The 21393-nt window shown below is 62.1% G+C and carries 20 protein-coding genes; 12 read left to right on the top strand and 8 right to left on the bottom strand.

The genetic code is table 11. The annotated features are described in order from the left end of the window. Window positions 1-145 precede the first annotated feature (145 nt). The 5 genes from ACIPL0_RS02265 (at window position 146) to ppx (ending at window position 4762) form a co-directional block, all read left to right on the top strand. Window positions 146-931 (top strand): transporter substrate-binding domain-containing protein, encoded by a 786-nt coding sequence (locus ACIPL0_RS02265; protein WP_400594051.1) that lies wholly within the window; start codon window positions 146-148, stop codon window positions 929-931. 40 nt (window positions 932-971) lie between these two features. After that, window positions 972-1637: an amino acid ABC transporter permease gene (locus tag ACIPL0_RS02270; protein WP_400594049.1), complete on the top strand. Its 666-nt coding sequence runs from the start codon at window positions 972-974 to the stop codon at window positions 1635-1637. Then, window positions 1634-2284, top strand: coding sequence for an amino acid ABC transporter permease (locus tag ACIPL0_RS02275; RefSeq protein ID WP_400595161.1), 651 nt, complete (start codon window positions 1634-1636; stop codon window positions 2282-2284). Before ACIPL0_RS02270 ends, ACIPL0_RS02275 begins: the two co-directional genes overlap by 4 nt. Further along, window positions 2271-3005 (top strand): amino acid ABC transporter ATP-binding protein, encoded by a 735-nt coding sequence (locus ACIPL0_RS02280; protein WP_400594047.1) that lies wholly within the window; start codon window positions 2271-2273, stop codon window positions 3003-3005. Before ACIPL0_RS02275 ends, ACIPL0_RS02280 begins: the two co-directional genes overlap by 14 nt. Window positions 3006-3259: 254 nt before the next feature. Next, window positions 3260-4762 carry an exopolyphosphatase gene (gene ppx, locus ACIPL0_RS02285; RefSeq protein ID WP_400594045.1) on the top strand — a complete coding sequence of 501 codons (1503 nt, stop codon included), beginning with the start codon at window positions 3260-3262 and terminating at the stop codon, window positions 4760-4762. Here the strand turns inward: ppx and ppk1 are convergent. After that, a complete protein-coding gene (gene ppk1 / locus ACIPL0_RS02290) occupies window positions 4749-6971 on the bottom strand; it encodes a polyphosphate kinase 1 (RefSeq protein WP_400594042.1) in 2223 nt (740 codons plus the stop codon). The two genes, ppx and ppk1, sit on opposite strands and share 14 nt — an antisense overlap. Window positions 6972-7314: 343 nt before the next feature. On the opposite strand from ppk1, the gene ACIPL0_RS02295 reads away from it, so the two are divergent. Beyond that, window positions 7315-7935 carry a DedA family protein gene (locus ACIPL0_RS02295; protein WP_400594040.1) on the top strand — a complete coding sequence of 207 codons (621 nt, stop codon included), beginning with the start codon at window positions 7315-7317 and terminating at the stop codon, window positions 7933-7935. Here ACIPL0_RS02295 and ACIPL0_RS02300 read toward each other — a convergent pair. Then, a complete protein-coding gene (locus ACIPL0_RS02300; RefSeq protein ID WP_400594038.1) occupies window positions 7913-9151 on the bottom strand; it encodes a sterol desaturase family protein in 1239 nt (412 codons plus the stop codon). The genes ACIPL0_RS02295 and ACIPL0_RS02300 overlap by 23 nt on opposite strands. Before the next feature lie 186 nt (window positions 9152-9337). Between ACIPL0_RS02300 and elbB the strand changes: the two genes are divergently transcribed. Then, the gene (elbB, locus tag ACIPL0_RS02305) at window positions 9338-10003 is read left to right on the top strand and encodes an isoprenoid biosynthesis glyoxalase ElbB (RefSeq protein WP_400594036.1); all 666 of its coding nucleotides are present in this window, start codon (window positions 9338-9340) and stop codon (window positions 10001-10003) included. Between the two features lie 262 nt (window positions 10004-10265). Here elbB and ACIPL0_RS02310 read toward each other — a convergent pair whose 3' ends face one another. Continuing rightward, window positions 10266-10727, bottom strand: coding sequence for a YaiI/YqxD family protein (locus ACIPL0_RS02310; RefSeq protein ID WP_400594034.1), 462 nt, complete (start codon window positions 10725-10727; stop codon window positions 10266-10268). A gap of 130 nt (window positions 10728-10857) precedes the next feature. After that, a complete protein-coding gene (locus tag ACIPL0_RS02315) occupies window positions 10858-12753 on the bottom strand; it encodes an FTR1 family protein (protein ID WP_400594032.1) in 1896 nt (631 codons plus the stop codon). A gap of 318 nt (window positions 12754-13071) precedes the next feature. Between ACIPL0_RS02315 and ACIPL0_RS02320 the strand changes: the two genes are divergently transcribed. Genes ACIPL0_RS02320 through ACIPL0_RS02335 form a run of 4 tightly spaced genes read left to right on the top strand, consistent with a single transcriptional unit; the run spans window position 13072 to window position 16237 of the window. After that, on the top strand, window positions 13072-14478 hold the full coding sequence (locus tag ACIPL0_RS02320) for a COG3014 family protein (RefSeq protein WP_400594030.1): 1407 nt from the start codon (window positions 13072-13074) through the stop codon (window positions 14476-14478). Window positions 14479-14491: 13 nt separating this feature from the next. Then, window positions 14492-14863, top strand: a complete 372-nt coding sequence (locus ACIPL0_RS02325; RefSeq protein WP_400594028.1) for a YcfL family protein — start codon at window positions 14492-14494, stop codon at window positions 14861-14863. Window positions 14864-14902: 39 nt separating this feature from the next. After that, complete coding sequence (gene lpoB, locus ACIPL0_RS02330) at window positions 14903-15490, top strand: penicillin-binding protein activator LpoB (protein WP_400595159.1); 588 nt, start codon at window positions 14903-14905, stop codon at window positions 15488-15490. A 3-nt stretch (window positions 15491-15493) separates the two neighbouring features. Continuing rightward, window positions 15494-16237 (top strand): penicillin-binding protein activator LpoB, encoded by a 744-nt coding sequence (locus tag ACIPL0_RS02335; RefSeq protein WP_400594026.1) that lies wholly within the window; start codon window positions 15494-15496, stop codon window positions 16235-16237. A gap of 119 nt (window positions 16238-16356) precedes the next feature. Here ACIPL0_RS02335 and ACIPL0_RS02340 read toward each other — a convergent pair whose 3' ends face one another. From ACIPL0_RS02340 to ACIPL0_RS02350, 3 genes are all read right to left on the bottom strand, one after another. Further along, window positions 16357-16983: a LysE family transporter gene (locus tag ACIPL0_RS02340; protein ID WP_400594024.1), complete on the bottom strand. Its 627-nt coding sequence runs from the start codon at window positions 16981-16983 to the stop codon at window positions 16357-16359. Between the two features lie 110 nt (window positions 16984-17093). Continuing rightward, window positions 17094-17696 (bottom strand): mechanosensitive ion channel family protein, encoded by a 603-nt coding sequence (locus ACIPL0_RS02345; RefSeq protein ID WP_400594022.1) that lies wholly within the window; start codon window positions 17694-17696, stop codon window positions 17094-17096. 16 nt (window positions 17697-17712) lie between these two features. After that, window positions 17713-19623 carry an ATP-binding cassette domain-containing protein gene (locus tag ACIPL0_RS02350; RefSeq protein WP_400731266.1) on the bottom strand — a complete coding sequence of 637 codons (1911 nt, stop codon included), beginning with the start codon at window positions 19621-19623 and terminating at the stop codon, window positions 17713-17715. A 46-nt stretch (window positions 19624-19669) separates the two neighbouring features. Here ACIPL0_RS02350 and ACIPL0_RS02355 point away from each other — a divergent pair, with 46 nt between their 5' ends. Next, window positions 19670-20137, top strand: a complete 468-nt coding sequence (locus ACIPL0_RS02355; protein ID WP_400594017.1) for a TIGR02444 family protein — start codon at window positions 19670-19672, stop codon at window positions 20135-20137. On the opposite strand, the gene ACIPL0_RS02360 is transcribed toward ACIPL0_RS02355, so the two are convergent. Next, entirely contained in the window at window positions 20134-21237 is a 1104-nt protein-coding gene (locus ACIPL0_RS02360; RefSeq protein ID WP_400594014.1) for an AlgP family protein, read from the bottom strand. The genes ACIPL0_RS02355 and ACIPL0_RS02360 overlap by 4 nt on opposite strands. Between the last annotated feature and the right edge of the window lie 156 nt (window positions 21238-21393).

Here is a 21393-nt window from a genome sequence, read left to right on the forward strand (position 1 = left end):
CGCGCCAAAGCAGGGCGGGCATTCTGCCAACTGTTCAGACCAGTCAGACCCGAATCGCCTTGCAGCCCGCATTCCATGGTCGCTTTTCGGTGGCTGGCATGGGCTGTGCACTGGAGCCTCGCCATCACTCATTCGGAGACGTCACATGACCAAGCGTTCCAGTGCCTTGCTTGCCGCCCTGTTTGCCAGCCTCATGCTCGGCCAGGCCCCTGCCCACGCCAATGGCCTGGAGGATGTGACCGCACGCGGCACGCTGAAAGTCGCCGTACCACAAGACTTCCCGCCGTTCGGCTCGGTCGGCCCGGACATGAAGCCGCGCGGCCTGGACATCGACACCGCGCAGCTGATCGCCGATCAGTTGAAGGTCAAACTGGAGCTGACCCCGGTCAACAGCACCAACCGCATTCCATTCCTGACCACCGGCAAGGTCGATCTGGTGATCTCAAGCCTGGGCAAGAACCCGGATCGCGAGAAGGTCATCGACTTCTCCCGCGCCTACGCGCCGTTTTACCTCGCCGTGTTCGGCCCGCCGGAAGCCGCTATCAGTGGCGTCGACGATCTCAAGGGCAAGACCATCAGCGTCACCCGTGGCGCCATCGAGGACATCGAGCTGACCGCCGTCGCGCCGAAGGAAGCCACCATCAAGCGTTTCGAAGACAACAACTCGACCATCGCCGCCTACCTGGCCAACCAGACTGACCTGATCGCCAGCGGCAACGTGGTGATGGTCGCAATCAGCGAGAAGAACCCGAAGCGTATCCCGGCGCTGAAAGTGAAACTCAAGGACTCGCCGGTCTATGTCGGCGTCAACAAGGGTCAGCCGGAGCTGCTGGCGAAGGTCAACGAAATCCTCGAAGCGGCGAAGAAAGACGGCGCTCTGGAAAAGAACGCGCAGACCTGGCTGAAACAGCCGCTGCCTGCCGATCTCTGATGGCCGCTTTCAAGTAACTGCATCTGATCCGGGGCGCTCAATGGCTTACCAGTTCGATTTCATACCGGTCCTGCACAACGCCGACCTGCTGCTGCGCGGGGCGCTGTTCACGCTGGAGCTGACGGCCATCGGCACCCTGCTCGGGGTCGGCGTGGGCATCGTCGGCGCGATTGTGCGGGCGTGGAAGATCCAGCCGTTCTCGGCGCTGTTCGGCGTCTATGTCGAGCTGATCCGCAACACGCCGTTCCTCGTGCAACTGTTCTTCATCTTCTTCGGCCTGCCGTCGCTGGGGCTGCAGATTTCCGAATGGCAGGCGGCGGTGCTGGCGATGGTGATCAACCTGGGTGCCTACTCCACGGAAATCATCCGCGCCGGGGTGCAGGCCATCCCGCGCGGACAGCTGGAAGCCTCGGCGGCACTGGCGATGACGCGCTTTGAAACCTTCCGCCATGTGGTGCTGATCCCGGCGCTGGGCAAGGTCTGGCCGGCGCTGAGCAGCCAGATCATCATCGTCATGCTTGGCTCGGCGGTCTGTTCGCAGATCGCCACCGAGGAGTTGAGCTTCGCCGCCAACTTCATCCAGTCGCGCAACTTCCGCGCCTTTGAGACCTACATCGTCACCACGCTGATCTATCTGGCCATGGCGTTGCTGATCCGCCAGTTGCTGGCCTGGATCGGCCAGCGCTACATCGCGAGGAACCGCTGATGGATTTCACCCTCTGGGACATCGTGCGCAACCTGCTCACCGGCCTGCAATGGACACTGGCCCTGTCGCTGGTGGCCTTTATCGGCGGCGGCGTGATCGGCTTACTGGTCATGACCCTGCGCATTGGCCAGACGCCGTTTCTGCGCGGCGTCGCCCGTGGCTACATTGAGCTGTTTCAAGGCACGCCGCTGCTCATGCAACTGTTTCTGGTGTTCTTCGGCGTGGCGCTGCTGGGCGTGGACATTTCGCCCTGGCTAGCCGCCGCGCTGGCCCTGACCCTGTTCACCAGCGCCTATCTGGCCGAGATCTGGCGCGGCTGCGTGCAATCGATCGGCAATGGCCAGTGGGAAGCCTCGGCGAGTCTGGCGCTGACCCGCTTCGAACAGCTGCGCTACGTGATCCTGCCCCAGGCCCTGCGCATTGCCGTGGCGCCGACCGTGGGCTTCTCGGTGCAGGTGGTCAAGGGCACGGCGGTGACCTCGATCATCGGCTTCACCGAGCTGACCAAGACCGGCGGCATGCTCGCCAACGCTACGTTCCAGCCTTTCATGGTCTACGGCTTCGTCGCCCTGGGCTACTTCCTGCTTTGTTATCCGCTGTCGCTCAGCGCGCGCTACCTGGAAAGGAGACTTCATGCCTCTGCTTAGAATTTCCGCCCTGCACAAATACTACGGCGACCACCATGTGCTCAAAGGCATCGACCTGAGCATCGAGGAAGGTCAGGTGGTGGCGATCATCGGCCGCAGTGGCTCGGGCAAGAGCACGTTGCTGCGCACGCTCAACGGCCTGGAGTCGATCAACGACGGCGTCATCGAAGTCGACGGTGAATACCTCGACGCCGCGCGCGCCGACCTGCGCAGCCTGCGGCAGAAAGTCGGCATGGTGTTTCAGCAGTTCAACCTGTTTCCGCACCTGACTGTCGGCGAGAACGTCATGCTCGCGCCGCAGGTGGTGAAGAAGGCGTCCAAGGCCGAAGCTGGCAAACTCGCCCGGGAAATGCTGGCCAAGGTCGGACTGAGCGAAAAATTCGATGCCTTCCCCGACCGCCTGTCCGGCGGCCAGCAACAGCGCGTGGCGATTGCCCGGGCGCTGGCGATGTCGCCGAAAGTGCTGCTGTGCGATGAAATCACCTCGGCGCTGGACCCGGAGCTGGTCAACGAAGTGCTCAGCGTGGTGCGTCAGCTGGCAAAAGACGGCATGACCCTGATCATGGTGACCCACGAAATGCGCTTCGCCCGCGAGGTCGGCGACAAGCTGGTGTTCATGCACCAGGGCAAGGTACACGAAGTGGGCGACCCGAAGGAGCTGATGGCCAGCCCGAAAACGCCGGAACTGGCGAATTTCATTGGGTCGGTGGAGCACGCTTGAACCACTGAACCGCTGCAATGGGGCGAACGCTAATCCTGTAGGAGCTGGCTTGCCCTGCGACCGGCTGCGTAGCAGTCGTAAATCCGACAGACTCGGAGTGGCAGGCAGACCGCATTTGCCGGATTTGCGACGGGTTCCCCGCCGGTCGCAGGACAAGCCAGCTCCTACAGGTTTTTCGGTGTTTGATGTCGTCCCGTTTGGCGGCAATGGCGGATCGTGGCACGATGTCGGGGTTATCGACCGGGACTTTGACCATGCCGCCATCCACCGAAAAAAACTTCTCGCTGATCGCCGCGATCGACTTGGGTTCCAACAGCTTCCACATGGTGGTTGCCAAGGCCCACCAAGGCGAAATCCGCATCCTTGAGCGTCTCGGCGAGAAAGTGCAGCTGGCCGCCGGCATCGACGACGAGCGCAAGCTCAATGAAGAATCCATGCAGCGCGGGCTCGATTGCCTCAAGCGTTTTGCCCAGCTGATCAACGGCATGCCACCGGGCTCGGTGCGTATCGTCGGCACCAACGCCCTGCGCGAGGCGCGCAACCGCAACGAGTTCATTCACCGTGCCGAAGAAATCCTTGGTCATCCGGTGGAAGTCATTTCCGGTCGTGAAGAAGCGCGTCTGATCTATCTGGGCGTCTCCCACACCCTGGCCGACACACCGGGCAAACGCCTGGTCGCCGACATCGGCGGCGGCAGTACCGAATTCATCATCGGCCAGCGCTTCGAGCCGCTGCTGCGCGAAAGCCTGCAGATGGGTTGCGTCAGCTTCACCCAGCGTTATTTCAAGGACGGCAAAATCACCCCGGCACGTTATGCACAGGCCTACACGGCGGCGCGGCTGGAGATCATGAGCATCGAGCACGCCCTGCACCGCCTGACCTGGGATGAAGCCATCGGCTCCTCCGGCACCATCCGCGCCATCGGTCTGGCCCTTAAGGCCGGCGGCCATGGCACTGGCGAGGTCAATGCCGAAGGCCTGGCCTGGCTCAAGCGCAAGCTGATGAAGCTCGGCGAAGTCGACAAGATCGACTTCGACGGCATCAAACCCGACCGCCGTGCAATCTTCCCGGCAGGTCTGGCGATTCTCGAAGCCATCTTCGACGCCCTCGACCTGCAACGCATGGATCACTGCGAAGGCGCCCTGCGTGAAGGCGTGCTGTATGACCTGCTCGGCCGTCATCACCACGAAGACGTGCGCGAACGCACCCTCAGCTCGCTGATGGACCGTTATCACGTCGATCTGGAACAGGCCGCCCGCGTCGAGCGCAAGGCACTGTCGGCGCTGGACCAAGTGGCCCAGGCCTGGGAGCTGGAAGACGAGCTGTATCGCGATCTGCTGAGCTGGGCGGCCAAGGTCCATGAAGTCGGTCTGGACATCGCCCACTACCACTACCACAAGCACGGCGCGTATCTGATCGAGCACTCGGATCTGGCCGGGTTCTCGCGGGAAGACCAGCAAATGCTGGCGCTGCTGGTGCGCGGCCATCGCCGCAACATTCCCAAGGACAAGTTCGCCGAGTTCGGCGATGAAGGCGTGAAGCTGATTCGTCTGTGCGTGTTGCTGCGCTTCGCGATCCTGTTCCACCACATCCGCGGCACCCAGGAAATGCCACAGCCGGTGCTGACCGCCAATGGCAATAACCTGGATATCCTGTTCCCGGACGGCTGGCTGGAAAACAACCAGCTGACCCAGGCCGACTTCGAGCTTGAGGCCGAATGGCTGACCCGGGTCGGGATCGTCCTCAGCGTACGCTGAGGACTGGATTGCTCAACTTCTCCAGCAACGCCGCCTGCACATTGCGGGCGTTCTGGTTGCCGGTCGGCGTGCTGCGGATGTAACGGCCGTCGGCCTGCAGAATCCAGGCGTGGGTGTTGTCGGTCAGATACCCCTCGATTTCCTTCTTCACCCGCAGAATCAGTTTCTTGCCCTCGACCGGGAAGCAGGTCTCGACGCGCTTGTCGAGGTTGCGCTCCATCCAGTCGGCGCTGGACAAGAACATCTGCTCGTCACCGCCGTTGAGGAAGTAGAACACCCGCGTGTGCTCCAGGAAGCGACCGATGATCGAACGCACCTGAATGTTGTGCGACACGCCCGGCACGCCCGGACGCAGGCAGCACATGCCACGCACGATGAGGTCGATCTTCACTCCGGTCTGGCTGGCCTTGTACAGCGCGCGGATGATCTTCGGATCGGTCAGCGAGTTGAACTTGGCGATGATGTGCGCCGGCTTGCCCTCGGCCGCGAACTGGGTTTCGCGGGCGATCATGTCGAGCATGCCTTTCTTCAGGGTGAACGGCGCGTGCAGCAGCTTCTTCATGCGCAGGGTCTTGCCCATGCCGATCAACTGGCTGAACAGTTTGCCGACGTCTTCGCACAGCGCGTCGTCGGACGTCAGCAGGCTGTAGTCGGTGTACAGACGGGCGTTGCCGGCGTGGTAGTTACCGGTGCCGAGGTGCGCATAACGCACGATTTCGCCCGCTTCGCGACGCAGGATCAGCATCATCTTGGCGTGGGTCTTGAAACCGACCACGCCGTAGATCACCACCGCACCCGCCGCTTGCAGGCGGCTGGCCAGTTGCAGGTTGGACTCTTCGTCGAAGCGCGCGCGCAGTTCGATGACCGCCGTGACTTCCTTGCCGTTACGGGCAGCGTCCACCAGCGCGTCTACGATTTCCGAGTTGGCGCCACTGCGGTAAAGGGTCTGACGCACCGCCAGGACGTGAGGGTCTTTCGCTGCCTGTCGCAGCAAATCCACCACCGGCGTGAAGGACTCGAACGGGTGCAGCAGCAGAATGTCCTGCTTGCTGATCACGTTGAAGATGTTTTCGCTGTTCTGCAAAAGCTTCGGAATCGCCGGGGTGAACGGCGTGTATTGCAGCTCAGGGTGGCTGTCGAGGCTGGTGATGCTGAACAGACGGGTCAGGTTGACCGGGCCGTTGACCTGATACAGCTCGGTCTCGCTCAGGTTGAACTGTTTGAGCAGGTAATCGGACAGGTGTTTCGGGCAGGTGTCGGCCACTTCCAGACGCACCGCATCGCCGTAGCGACGGGAGAACAGCTCGCCGCGCAGTGCACGGGCCAAGTCTTCGACGTCTTCGGAGTCCAGTGCCAGGTCGGCGTTACGGGTCAGACGGAACTGATAGCAGCCCTTGACCTTCATGCCCTGAAACAGGTCATCGGCGTGGGCGTGGATCATCGACGACAGGAATACATAGTTGTCGCCCGGGCCGCCGAACTCTTCCGGCACCTTGATGATGCGCGGCAGCAGGCGCGGTGCTGGAATGATTGCCAGACCGGAGTCGCGACCAAAGGCGTCGATGCCTTCCAGCTCGACGATGAAGTTCAGCGACTTGTTCACCAGCAACGGGAACGGGTGGGTCGGGTCCAGGCCGATCGGCGTGATGATCGGGGCGATTTCGTCGCGGAAGTAACGGCGCACCCAGGTTTTCAGCTTGGCGGTCCAGTAACGGCGGCGGATGAAGCGCACCTGATGCTTTTCCAGCTCCGGCAGCAGAATGTCGTTGAGGATCGCGTACTGGCGGTCGACATGGCCGTGAACCAGTTCGCTGATACGCGCCAGCGCCTGATGCGGCTGCAGACCGTCGGCACCCGCCTGTTCACGAGCGAAGGTGATCTGTTTCTTCAGACCGGCGACACGAATTTCGAAGAACTCATCCAGGTTGCTGGAGAAGATCAGCAGGAACTTCAGACGCTCCAACAGCGGATAGGACTCATCCAGCGCCTGCTCCAGCACGCGAATGTTGAACTGCAATTGCGACAGTTCGCGGTGAATATAAAGGCTGCTGTCATCCAGGTTGGGCACGACCACGGCAGGTGCCGCTGGCGGATGCGGCTCAGGCGCCGGGACCACCTCGATGGTCGGCTCGACCACGGCGGTGATTTCCTGGGTCAGGCCCTGAGGGTCAAGTTCTACTGCAGCTTCGGTGGTTCCTTCGGTACTCATGAATGATCCTGTAGGCAATTGCCCGTCTGACAGTAAGCCGTTTGAACGGCTGAAGAGATCGATCTGCCGGTCCCGTCACATCAGGAGGGACGTTCAGCAGCGCAGACCGGTCACGCCGGACACCTGCGGGGGCCCGAGATGCGGGCAAACGTGACAGTTATAAGCCAGCATTATGACTCTTGCGTGACAGTTGTATGTCGAACATACCGCGTAGGACGTAAACGCGCCTACTAGACGGCAAATCGACTTAGGTCGTAGGAAACTTTAACGCCGAGACACATTTCCACACTTTCCTGAATGTCTTCGGCGAGTTAGGCTGCGCGTTCATTTCGCCAGCACCCATATGATGCTCCAGCATTTTTTACAAGAATTTGGCTACTTCGCCCTTTTCCTCGGAACCTTCTTCGAAGGCGAGACCATTTTGGTCCTGGCCGGCTTCCTGGCATTCCGCGGGTACATGGACATCAATCTGGTCGTGGTAGTTGCCTTCTTCGGCAGCTACGCAGGCGACCAGCTCTGGTATTTCATGGGGCGCAAGCATGGCCGCAAGCTGCTCGCCCGCAAGCCGCGCTGGCAGATGCTCGGTGATCGCGCGCTGGAGCATATCCGCCGCCACCCGGACATCTGGGTGCTGAGCTTCCGTTTCGTCTACGGCCTGCGCACGGTCATGCCGGTGGCTATCGGCCTGTCCGGCTATCCGCCGGGGCGCTATCTGCTGCTCAACGGTATCGGTGCCGCCGTCTGGGCCGCTGCACTGGGTGCGGCGGCCTACAAGTTCGGCGCCGTGCTGGAAGGCCTGCTGGGTAACGTCAAGAAGTACGAGCTGTGGGTGCTGGGCGCCCTGCTGATACTGGGCGGCATCCTCTGGCTGCGCCGCCGCATCAAGAACGCGCGCATTGCCCGCGAAGCTCGGCTGGCACCGGCCACGGTCGATACCGAAGTCAAGAACCGGCCAGACGAGTGAACCGCCCACGAGCGCAATACACCGCGATTGCGCTCAACAGGGTGTAGGCCAACAGCGCTACCCAGCCCAGGGCGCTGACCGGCCACAACCCCACCATTGGCGCCAGCGCCATCAGCGGCAGATTCGCCACCAGCCGCATCCCCTCCAGTTTCAGCGCCGACGGACGATTTTCCAGCGCCGCGCCGAACACGAACAAACCCAGTGCCACCCAACTCCAGCCGACGATCAGCGCCGACCAAGACAGCACCTCGCCGTTCGACAGCAGGTAACTGCCCAGCAGCGTGTAAAGGGAAAACTGCACGCCCACGTAAACCTGCTGCGTCAGGCTCAACGGCACCTCGAACTTGCGGAACTGGCTCAGCTCGGGCTTGTGGATCGGATACTGCGCCGCGACATCCGCCGGGCGCCAACCGGTGGGCATGAACCAGATCCGCAATTTGTCGCGCCACGACGCCGTGCGCCGCGCATCGTCGAGCAATTGGGCATAGAACTGCACGTTGGCCCACAGCGGGTTCCAGCTGCGCAGGGGCGTGGTCACGCCGAAGATTGCCGGCTCGCTGTCCAGTTCCTCCTGAAACGTGCCGAACAGCCGGTCCCAGACGATGAATACCCCACCGTAGTTACGATCCATGTAGACGAGGTTCTGCGCATGGTGCGCGCGATGATTGGACGGGGTGACGAAGAACCATTCGAACCAACCCAACTTGCCGATGTGCCGGGTATGCACCCAGAACTGGTACAGCAGATTGAGCGAAGCGACCGCGACGAACACAACCAGCGGCACGCCGATCACCGCCAGCGGCAGGTAGAAGATCCAGCTCAGCAGAAAGCCGGTGCTGGTCTGGCGCAGGGCGGTGGACAGGTTGTAGTCCTCGCTTTGGTGATGCACCGAGTGCGCCGCCCAGAGGATGTTGCGCTCGTGGCCCATACGGTGCAGCCAGTAATAGCAGAGGTCATACAGAATGAAGGCAAAGACCCAGACCCACAGGCTGTCGGCGGACAGCTGCCAAAGCGCCAAATGATCGAGAGCAAAGGCATACGTCACCAGACCCACGCCTTTGGTCAGCAACCCGGTGGTGGTCGACAGCACGCCGGTGCTGAGGCTGTTGATCGCATCGGCGACCCGGTAATTGCTGACCTTGCGCCAGCGGTCGGCAAGCAGTTCGACGGCAATCAGCACGAAGAAAAACGGCACTGCGTACAGAATGAAATTCATCAACGCCACCCAGCGACGAAACACGGAAGATTAGATCCGGCAACGGCAAAACCCTATGGCAACGAATGACAAATTAGTAGACATTTGACGACATCGTTGGCATCGCGCGCACAGCGGATCGCCATGGAGAACGACCAGACCGGCGTACCCGGCACCGACCCGGATCGCCCCAGAGAGGGAGCACCCATGAGCAAACGAGTTGCTGTCATTCTTTCCGGCTGCGGCGTCCAGGACGGCGCGGAAATCCAGGAGAGTGTGCTCACCCTGTTGCGCCTCGACCAGCGCGGTGCCGAGGTGAAGTGTTTTGCGCCGAACATCGCCCAGCACCACGTCATCAACCACCTGACCGGTGAAGAGATGGCGGAAAGCCGCAACGTGCTGGTGGAATCGGCGCGCATCGCCCGCGGCGCCATCGAAGACATCCGCGAAGCCGATATCACCGAGTTCGACGCGCTGATCATTCCCGGCGGCTTCGGCACCGCGAAAAACCTGTCCAACTTCGCCAGCCAGGGCGCCGGCTGCAAGGTCCAGGCGGAAGTGCTGGCGATGGCCGAAGCCTTTGCCGAAGCCGGCAAACCCATCGGCCTGATCTGCGTGTCGCCGGCACTGGCGGCGAAGATTTACGGCCCGGGCGTGACCTGCACCATCGGCAACGACGCCGACACTGCCGCCGCCATCACCAAGATGGGTGGCAAGCATGAAACATGCGAAGTGACCGACATCGTCGAAGACAAGGACCGCAAGCTGGTCAGCACCCCGGCCTACATGATGGCCACGTCGATCAGCGAAGCGGCATCGGGGATCAACAAGCTGGTGGACCGGGTGTTGGAGTTGGTGCAGGAAGAGCAGTGATGCCCGTTCTTTGGGATATGTATCTGGCTTTGTAGGAGTGAGCTTGCTCGCGATAGCGGTCCGTCAGGAAGCACGTTCGTTGCTGAACTGACGTGATCGCGAGCAAGCTCACTCCTACAGGTTTGGCGGCGATCCACAAAACGTGTGGCCGACATCGATCCTGTGGGAGGGAGCCCTGCTCGCGAAGGCGTCAGTCCAGATAGCGCAATGTTGACTGACACACCGCTTTCGCGAGCAGGGCTCCCTCCCACAGGATTGGGTGTCAGCTGATCTGGCCGCGCGCCAAACGTGTGAGGATGCGATCCAGCGAATTGGCGAAGGCCTGTTTCTCACGATCCCCGTAAGCGCCCTGCCCGCCGCCGACCTGCCCTTGCTCGCGCAGGTCGGTGAACAGGTTGCGCACCGCCAGACGCTCGCCCATGTTGCGCTCGTCGAACTCCTTGCCGCGCGGGTCCAGCGCCGCCACGCCCTTTTTCACCAGACGGTCGGCCAGCGGCACGTCGCTGCAGATAACCAGCTCACCGGGCACCGCGTTTTCCACCAGATAATCATCCGCGGCATCCGGCCCGCTGGGGACCACGATGAGTTTCACCACAGCGAACGCCGGTTTGGGCACCGCCTGACCGGCGACCAGCACCACCTCGAACTGACGCTTGAGGGCGAACTTGACCACCTGATCCCTGGCCGCTTTCGGACAGGCATCGGCGTCGATCCATACACGCATGTGTTTTAACCAGAATTCAGATTGAATGCAGAACCTGTAGGAGTGAGCTTGCTCGCGATCGCGGCGCATCAGGCGACATCAATGTGAAAGATCCATCGTGATCGCGAGCAAGCTCACTCCTACAACCTATTCAGGCGGCTTCGGCCCGGCGTTTTTCCGCCAACCGGCTACGGCCATACAACACCACAATCGCCAGCAGCGCCACGGCCTGGGCCGACAGCGAATAGGCGTCGGCGTGGATACCCAGCCAGTCGAACTCGAAGAACGGCACCGGCCGCGTACCGAAGATACCGGCTTCCTGCAGCGCCTTGACGCCATGTCCGGCGAAAACCACCGACAGCGCACACAGCAGCGCCGCGTTGATGCCGAAGAACATCGCCAACGGCAGCTTCGACGAACCGCGCAGGATCACCCAGGCCAGGCCGACCAGCAGCACCAGCGCCGTGGCGCCGCCGGCCAGCACGGCGTTGTGACCGGCGGGACCGGCCTGCAGCCACAGGGTTTCGTAGAACAGGATCACTTCGAACAGTTCGCGATAGACCGAGAAGAACGCCAGCAGGGCAAAGCCGAAACGCCCGCCACCGCCAACCAGGCTGCTCTTGATGTAGTCCTGCCAGGCCGCCGCATGACGGCGGTCGTGCATCCATACGCCGAGCCAGAGCACCATGACGCTGGCAAACAGCGCCGTGGCGCCTTCCAGCAGTTCCCGTTGCGAGCCGCTGACATCAATGACGTACGCCGCCAGCGCCCAGGTGCCCAGACCGGCCAACAAGGCCAGGCCCCAACCGACGTTGACGCTGCGCACCGCCGATTGCTGGCCGGTGTTACGCAGGAACGCCAGAATCGCCGCCAGTACCAGAATCGCTTCCAGACCTTCGCGCAGCAGAATCAGCAGGCCGGAAATGAAGCTCAGCGACGCGCTCAAGCCGTCGCCGCCCAACAAATCCGCCGACTCTTTGAGTTTGGCCTTGGCAGTCGCCAGTTTTTGCGCGGCCTCAGCCGCTGGCAGGCCGTCCTGCAGCGACTGCCGGTAGGCCATCAGGGCCTTTTCAGTGTCCTTGCGCACGTTGGCGTCGACGTTGTCCAGCGAGCTCTCTACCAGCTCGAAGCCTTCCAGATACGCCGCCACCGACAAGTCGTAGGCCTGTTCGCGGTCACCGGACTGGTACGCCGCCAGACTCTTGTCCAGCGTGCTGCTGGTGTAATCGAGCAGTTGCGCCGGACCGCGCTGTACCTGCGGCGGTTGCGCGCGCTGGGCACGGAACGCAGCGGCAGCTTGCGGGCCTTCGGCGGCGATGATTTCGGCCGGGGTCTGTCGGGCCAGATCAGCCAGATTGAAGGTTTTGACCGCTTCAGCCTTGGCGTCGGCGCTGAAGCTGGCGATATAGGTCGCCACGTCCCAGCGCTGACGATCATCCAGCTGATCGGCGAACGACGGCATGTCGGTGCCTTCGATCCCCAGACCGAGGGTGTTGTAAACGTCGTACAGACTCAGACGGTCCAGCCGTGCGGCATCACGCAGATTGGCCGGCGCCGGGGTCAGACCGATGCCCGCCGGACCATCGCCCGCTCCCGCGTCGCCGTGGCAGACCGCGCAATGCTGGCCGTACAGCGGCGCGCCTCGGCTCGGGTCCGGGGTGATCACCGGCGCCTGACTCACTTCATAGGCAACTGCCAGCCTGGCCCCCAGCTGTCGCGCCTGACGGGCAACCTGCGCGCCATCCTGTTTCTGCTCGACAGCATCCTGCAACGCCTTGACGCCCTGCTCCAGCTCGGCGCGCTCCGCCCGTGCCGGCAAGGCCACGATCAGGCCCTGCAACGCACCGAGGAACTCGACCTGTTCACGGTATTCGGCGTCATCGACCACCTTGCCGTCGGCCACCGTCGGCGGGTAATCGGCACTGACGTAGTCGAGCAGATGCAGGGCCTGGGCGGCACCGTCAACGGAATCGGCCCGGGCGGCGACGCTGAACAGGGTCAGCAGCGCCAGACCCAGACAGGCCATAAAGCGTGAGGGGGCAAACATGAGTGAATCTCAAATATAAATGCGAAGGGTTGTTATTGTTCATGTACAGCGCGGCTCACTCAAGCTTTCACGGCCTTTTGTTGCCGATTTTGTTGGCTACCCGAGCCATGAACCGCTCTGTAGGGCGCTTCTGAAAATATTGAGCGCTATCAAAAAGCCATTGCCCTGATCATCACTCTCTTTATAATCGCCGCCACTTTATGGCAGTCAGCCACCATCGCTGACGCCTTTCATTGGAGGCCCACGCCACGCCTCTGCAAATGGATTTTGCACAGCCGGCACACCCCGCCGAGTTGGCCCTTTCAAGGAACGACCTCGATGTCCACCCGCGCCCTGACTGCACTCGCCCTGATCGCGAGCGTGCAACTGACCGGCTGCGCCGCCTTTCGCAACTACGACAGCGAACTGCAACAGACCAACCAGCAACTGGGCAGCGGTAACGTCGACGGCGCACTGACCCTGCTGGAAAAGAACAACACCGGCGAAGACAAAGACCTGCTCTATTACTTCGAAAAAGGCGAGCTGCTGCGTTCCAAGGGTGATCTCAACGGCAGCCAGGTCGCCTGGGGCCGCGCCGACCAGACGGTCATGGCCTGGGAAGACTCGGTCAAACTCGACGCCGGCAAGTACCTGGCCCAGTTCGGCAGTTTTCTGGTCAATGACAAGGTCCGTCGTTACGAAGGCTACGACTACGAAAAGGTCATGCTGACCACGCAGATGGCGCTGAACCGGCTGGCGCAGAACGACTTCGACGGCGCGCGCACCGAAATCAAGAAGACCCACGAACGTGAAGCGGTGATCGCCGAGCTGCGCGACAAGGAATACCTCAAGAGCGAGGACGAGGCGAAAACCCAGGGCGTGACCACCCAATACAAGGATCTCAAGGGCTATCCGGTGGAGTCCCTCGATGCGCCGGAAGTGGTCGGCCTGAAGAACAGCTACCAGAGCGCGTTCAGCCATTACCTGGCCGGTTTCGTCTACGAAGCCCTGGGCGAGAAGGACCTCGCTGCGCCGGGTTACCGTCAGGCGGCCGAGTTGCGCCCGAACACGCCGTTGCTGGATCAGGCCCTGCTCAACCTCGACGCCGCCGGCAGCAAGAACGCCAGCAAGGACGGCAACAGCGAAGTGCTGCTGGTGGTGCAGAGCGGCTTCGCCCCGGCCCGCGATTCGGTGCGTATCCCGCTGCCGCTGCCGATCAACAACAATCTGGTGATCACGCCGCTGTCGTTCCCGGTGATCAAGGCTGACAACTCGACGCCGTTCTTCAACCAGGTCGGCCTCGACGGTCAGCCGCTGAACCTGACCCTGCTCAACAGCACCACTGCCATGTCGCGCCGCGCTCTGCGTGACGACATGCCCGGCATCATCGTGAGAACTACGGTGCGCGCCATCAGCCGTGGCGTGGCCCAGAAGAAACTCAACGACACCAACCCGCTGGCCGGTCTGGCCGTGGGCATTGCCTCGGCCATCGTTGAAGGCGCCGACACCCGCACCTGGCGCACCCTGCCGGACAACACTCTGGTAGCACGCGTACGCCTCAAGCCGGGCGAGCATCAGGTGGTGTTGCCATCGTCGCTGGGCGGCACCCGTGTCCAGCTGAAAATCGACCGCCCTTATCAAGTGGTCACGCTGCGCGCCATCGGCAACCAGGTGTACGCCGACGGCCTCGCCGCTCAAGTGACCCCGTCGGTCCTGCCACAGGCCGTGGCCGTCAACAAACCCTGATCGGAGACTTTCCATGCGTTGCAAGATTTTCGGCCTGATGGCCCTGGCGTTGCTCGCCGGTTGCGCCACCCCGCCGCCACCGGCTCCCGGCAGTGCCGCCAGCAAGGTGGTCGCCATGGGCGATCTGAAAAACATCGAGATCGGCCCGATGCGCGTCGCCCGCGAAAACGGCTTCATGACCGTCAACGTCTCGCTGAACAACACCAGCAGTTACAACAAGACGATGTACTACCGCTTTGCCTGGCTGGGCAACGACGGTTTCCCGGTCGCCGAGCCGGAAACCTGGAAAAGCCTGACCCTGTATGGCTCGCAGAGCAGCTTCCTGCCCGCCATCGCGCCGGTGCCGAAGGCCACTGACTTCCGCCTTGAAGTCAAAACCCCTTAACCGTCATTGCCCCGAATCGACCGAGAGAATTCAGACATGCTGTCCATCCGCCTTTCCGCCCTCGCCGCCGTCGCCCTGCTGGCCACCGGCTGTGCCAACAACTCGCCTGCACTGGGCAGCAAGAACATCAGCTACGGCGACACCAAGGCCGTCGAAACCGTGACCAACGAGTTCGGCTCCACCGATTTGCAGATGATCGCCGAGAGCATGACCCGCTCGCTGGCGCAGTCCGGCACCCTGCAGGGCCGTCCGGTGGTGCAGGTCTACGACGTGAAGAACAAGACCAGCGAGTACATCGACACCCGCGAGATCACCACCTCGATCAAGACCCAGTTGATGAAGTCCGGCACCGCCCGTTTCGCCAGCGACAACACCGACATGCAGAGCCAGGTCGATCAGCTCAAGCTGCAGAACCAGAGCGGCCTGTACAAGAAGTCGACCGTGAGCAAGACCGGCAACATGGTCGCCGCCAAGTACCGTCTGGAAGGCTCGATCAGCTCGATCGTCAAGCGCAGCAGCGACTACAAGGACGTCTTCTACAAATTCAGCCTGCAGCTGATCGACGTCGAAAGCGGTCTGGCCGAGTGGATGGACGAGAAAGAAATCCGCAAGACCACGGAGCGCTGAACAATGCGTGCATGGATCGGCATTATTGGCCTGTGCTGCGCAGTGAGCGCGCAGGCCGCACCGAAAGTCGCGGTGACCGACATGGCCTTCGAGCGCCAGGTGGAACAGTACATCCACACGGTGTCGGCACAGACCAGCTTCCAGGCCAACCGCTTCAGTGCCGGTGGCTCGGCCAGCTATAACGAGTACGAAGCGCTCAACAGCTACATCGAGCAAGGCGAGCTGCGCAAATTCAGCGGCGACATCAAGGGCGAGATTCTGAAGTCCGGGATGTTCCAGCTGGTGCAAGGCACGCCGTATACCGCAGGCTCGAAAGAGGACGTGTACGACGTCATCAAGCGGATCAAGAACGGCAACTTCAAGGGTGCCGACTATGTGCTGTTCGGCACGGTGTCGGACATCGACTTCCACCAGGACGTCAACGAGATCGCCAACACCAACAGTGCCTCAGCGGTGCTGAGCCTGACCCTGGTCGGCGATTTCAGCCTGATCAACACCAAGACCCTGCAGATCACCTCGGCGTTTACCGCCATGGGTGAAGGTCAGGACACCAAGCTGGTGAACGGCCGCGACGTGCGGGTCACGCCAAACCGTGGGCTGGTGGTGCGGGAAGTGTCGAAGTCGATCGGCCTGGACGTCGCGCGCCAGTTGCGCGAGCAATTGCATGGCGAAGTGGAGTACTCGCAAGAGCAACCGCCACAGCGCAACAACCTGCCCCGCGACGAAGCGCCGAAGATTCTGAGGTAGTCACAAGCCCTGTAGGAGTGAGCTTGCTCGCGATTGGGCAATGTCTGCAATGAATACGTTGCCTGGCACACCGCTATCGCGAGCAAGCTCACTCCTACACGTTATTCGCCATTCGGCGTTCAAGCGCGATGCAAGGTCGCCAGAAACGCCGCCGCACTGACAAACAACCCTGCAAACGTGCGGTTCATCCGCCGCTGCTGCTTCGGCGTCTTCAGCGCACGCAGCACCTTCGACGCCAGCCCGGTGTAGCCCGCCATCACGATCAGATCCACGGTGACCATGGTCGCGGCGATGGTCAGGTATTGCGCCAGCAATGGCTGGTGGGTGTCGATGAACTGCGGCAGGATTGCCAGCATGAACACCAGCGCCTTGGGGTTGCTGATGTTGACCAGAAAGCCCCGGAAGACCAGCGCCAGCGGTTTGCCGATCGGGCGAATGGCCGCGTCTTCGGAAAGGTCAGTGGGCAGCGCGCGCCACTGTTTGATGCCCAGATAAACCAGGTAGGCGACACCGAACCACTTGATCAGGGTGAACGCCAGCGCTGAAGTCGCCAACACCGCGCCGAGGCCGGCAGCGATGATCGCGATTTGCACGATCAGGGCCAGTTGCAGGCCCAGCGCGTTCCAGTAACCGCGCCAGAAGCCGTATTGCAGACCGCTGGACATCGACGCAATGGCACCGGCACCCGGCGACAGACTGATGACCCAGCAGGCGGCAAAAAAGGCCAACCATGTTTCGAGCGACATGACACACCTCAGGCAAGAGCAAAAACTGCCTCTAACCTAGTGTTTCCGCGGCCTGAAGGCCAATTATTTCTAACTGTTGCGCCAAACTGGCAGATAGCTGTGCAGGTGCTTCAGCGCTGCGTCTGCTCGCCCGCACGCTTCTCGCCGGACACGATGGGCGTGCCGTCATTGCCGCGCCAACGGCGAATCGACTTCTGGAAGAACTGGCTGTTGGGCACCTGCACCAGCGTGCCGCCCAGCTCGGCCGGCTCGACCAGCGTGGTGAACATCAGGTTGATCGCCGTGACCCGGCCCTTGATGCCGGGCTTGTCGGTGGTGTCCACCAACTCCACCACATCACCGATGCGGAACGGCCCCATGGTGAAGATGAACACCGCGCAGAGCAGGTTCGACAACACGCTCCACATGGCGAAGAACGCCACGGCGGCCACCGCGACAAAGCCGGACAGTGCCGCCCACAACACCGAAGCGGAGACACCCAGGCGGCCGAGCACCGCCACCAGCGCGGTGCCCATGATCAACCAGCGCAGGCCGCCGCGCACCATCACCAGCAACTCGGGCGGCAGCAGCGGATAGCGCTCGGCCATGCGGGTCAGAAAACGCGCCACGAAACGTTGCAGCGTGTAGCCAACGAGCAGGATCAGCAGAATCTGCAATCCCACCAGAATCGGTTCGATCCAGTAGGCCGGGACCGGCAATGCCAACGACTCCATCAGGCCACAGACTCCATCAAGACAGCGCTTCCAGCTCGGCCTGCATCGACTCCAGCAACTCCAGCGCCTCCATCCACGCCTCTTCCACCTCGGCTTCGCGAGCTTTCAGCTTGGCCTGATCGGCCAGCAGATCGCGCAGCTTGTCCTTGTTGGCGGCTTCGTAGATGGCGCTGTCGCCCAGCGCAGCTTCAACCTTCGCCAGCTTTTCATGCAGCGTGTTGAGCTCTTTTTCCAGCTTCTCGGCTTCGCGCTTGTGCGGCGCCAGTTGCTGACGCAAGGCGGCCGCCTGCTGACGCTGGGCCTTCTTGTCAGTCTTGTCCGGGTTGACCGGAGTGTTGCTGACCGGCGCGTTGCGCTGACGGTAATCGGCCAGCCAACGGGTGTAATCGTCGAGGTCGCCATCGAACTCTTCGACCACGCCATCGGCGACCAGCATGAAATTGTCGGTGGTGCTCTTGAGCAAGTGACGGTCGTGGGAGACCACCAATACCGCACCACTGAACTCTTGCAAGGCCATGGTCAGTGCCAGGCGCATTTCCAGATCCAGGTGGTTGGTCGGTTCGTCGAGCAGCAGCAGGTTCGGTTTGTCCCAGGCGATCAACGCCAGAGCCAGACGGGCCTTTTCGCCACCGGAGAAATTCAGCACTGGCTCTTCCAGGCGCGCGCCACGGAAGTCGAAGCCACCGAGGAAGTCGCGCAGGGTCTGTTCGCGCTCGGTCGGCGCAATGCGCTGCAAGTGCAGCAGTGGGCTGGCCTTGGCGTCGAGGGAATCGAGCTGATGCTGGGCGAAGTAGCCAACGGTGGTGTTTTCGCCACGGTACAGACGGCCGCTCAACGGCGACAGCTCGCCGGCGAGGTTCTTGATCAGGGTGGATTTACCGGCGCCGTTCGGGCCCAGCAAACCGATGCGCGCACCCGGCGCCAGTTGCAGCTTGACATTCTGCAACACAGCTTTGTCGCCATAGCCCAGTTGCGCATCGGCCATGTCCAGCAACGGGCTGGAAATCTTGTCCGACTCACGGAAGGTGAAGTTGAATGGCGAGTCGACGTGGGCCGCCGACAGCTCTTCCATGCGCTCCAGCGCCTTGATCCGGCTCTGCGCCTGACGGGCCTTGGTGGCCTGGGCCTTGAAGCGGGCGATGTACTTTTCCATGTGCGCGCGTTGCGCCTGCTGCTTCTCGTAGGCCTGTTGCTGCTGGGCCAGACGCTCGGCACGGGCGCGCTCGAAAGCACTGTAGCCACCGCGGTACAGGGTGATCTTTTTCTGCTCGACGTGAGCGACGTGATCGACCACCGCGTCGAGGAAATCACGGTCGTGGGAAATCAGCAGCAAGGTGCCGGGATAACCCTTGAGCCAGTCTTCGAGCCAGAGAATGGCGTCGAGGTCCAGGTGGTTGGTCGGCTCGTCGAGCAGCAGCAGGTCCGATGGACACATCAGGGCCTGCGCCAGGTTCAGACGCATCCGCCAGCCACCGGAGAAATCACCGACTCGCCGTTCCATCTGTTCATTGGTGAAACCCAGACCGGCGAGCAATTTGCGCGCACGGGCGTCGGCGGTGTAGCCGTCGGCGCTGTCCAGCTCCACATGCAGACGCGCCAGTGCAGCGTTGTCGTGGGACGCTTCAGCGGCGGCCAGATCATTCTGGATCTGCCGCAGACGCACATCGCCGTCGAGGACGTAATCCACCGCGAGGCGGTCGAGGGTATCGACCTCCTGACGCATGTGCGCAATGCGCCAGTCCGGCGGCATCGAGCAGTTGCCGTTGTCGGGCGACAGCTCACCGCGCAGCAGGGCGAACAGGCTGGATTTGCCGGCGCCGTTGGCGCCAATCAGGCCGGCTTTCTGGCCGGCGTGCAGAGTCAGCTCGGCGTCTTCTAGCAGACGTTGCGGACCACGCTGTAAGGTAAGGCTTTGAAGTCGGATCATAATGGCGGCGGAGTCTACCAGCTTCGTCCAGAACAGGTAGATGACTATGCCTTCTGACCTTTGGAGTTTCACCCTGGATTTTTACGCCCGGCCGGGCGTGGAGCAGGCCTGTCTGGCGCTGCAGGCCAGCGGCGGCAACGTCTGCGCACTGTTGTGCGGCGTCTGGCTGGACCAGGGCGGGGTGTTGTTCGACGCACAGCGCGCCGGAGAAATCAGACAATTGGCGACGCCCTGGCACGATCAGGTGGTCGGACCGTTGCGGGCACTGCGCACGCAATGGAAAGCCGAAGCAGTGAGCGATCCGGAGTTGGCGGCATTGCGTGAACGATTGAAGACGCTGGAACTGGATGCCGAGCGTGAATTGCTGGTGCGGCTGGAGCGCTTGACTCAGGGTTGGCCTGAACAGGGCACGCCGTTACCCGGCGTCTGGCTGGAGGCGCTGGCGGGGGACGCCGCGTCCGACAACCCCGACGCGCTGCAGATCCTGCAACGCGCCGGGACGGATATCACTTAGGAAGCGCTGCTCGGGGTCGAACCGGCAGCCGGTGTTGCGGCCGGTGCGGCTGGAGCAGTCGATGCTGCTGGCGCCGCCGGAGTCGCGGTGGCGGTCGGTGCCGGAGTGGCTGGCTTGGCGGCGGGTTTCGCTACCGGCTTGGCAGCGGGTTTGGCAGCAGCAGGTTTGCTGGCCGATTTGGCCGCAGGTTTCGCAGCAGCAGGCTTGGCGGCAGCAGGTGCCTTCGCAGCCGGTTTGGCAGCAGCGGGTTTGGCCGGAGCTTTTGCGGCAGCAGGTTTTGCAGCAGCGCTGGCAGCAGGTTTGGCGGCTGGCGCCTTGGCAGCGGTTTTGGCAGCAACCGGTTTAGCGGCTGGTTTGGCAGCGGGCTTCGCTGCAACTGTCGCCGGCTTGGCTGCTGGTTTGGCAGCGGCGGTTTTCGCCGGTGCCTTCGCAGCGGTAGCGGGTGCTTTGGCAGCAGGTTTCGCCGCTGGCTTGGCAGCCGCTTTTGCTGCGACAGGAGCCTTGGTTGCAGCCGGTTTGGCCGCTGCGGTTTTCGCTGGAGCCTTGGCCGCAGGTTTCGCTGCTGCTGGTTTGGCAGTTGCTTTAGCAGGTGCCTTGGCGGCCGGTTTGGCGGCCGCAGCTTTGGCCGGAGCCTTGGCAGCAGCAGGTTTCGCAGCCGGTTTAGCCGCAGGCTTGGCAGCCTTGGCCGGAGCTTTCGCTGCACGATCACTCAGCGCTTTCGCCACGGCTTCTTTTACGCGACCCACGCCCTGCGCCAGCTTCAGGCTTTCCTGAGCATCGCGCTTGAGGTTGAGGATGTACGTGCGGGTTTCGGTCTGACGATCTTTCAAGGCATCGAGCAAAGCTTCCAGTTCACCGATGCTGTCCTTGGCCTTGGCTTGCGCCTTGGCTTTGCCGGCCGCTGCAGCGTCCTGCAATTTGGTACGCGACTTGTGCAGTTTCTCTTGTGCTTTACCGCGTTGTTTCTCCAGCTTGGCGAGCAGTTTTTCAGCGTCAGCCAAAGCCTGGGAGCAGGCATTTTCGAGATGTTCGAGCAGGCTGCCCGAGAGTTGTTGGAGCAAATGCAACGGAGTGTTTACTGGCTTCTTGGTGGCCGACATGATTTACCTCCTGTCTGATTTGAATGCGGCTCATACTAGACCTCTGCCCGCACTGCCGCTAGGGCATCTTGACACTACAATTTCTAGTCTGTTGCAAGACATGGAAAATCCCTTCAACTGCCCATCACATTCGGTCGCCGGCGCTGGCATAATCGC

This window comes from Pseudomonas sp. NPDC090208, from assembly GCF_044746785.1.
Taxonomy (GTDB): Bacteria; Pseudomonadota; Gammaproteobacteria; order Pseudomonadales; family Pseudomonadaceae; genus Aquipseudomonas.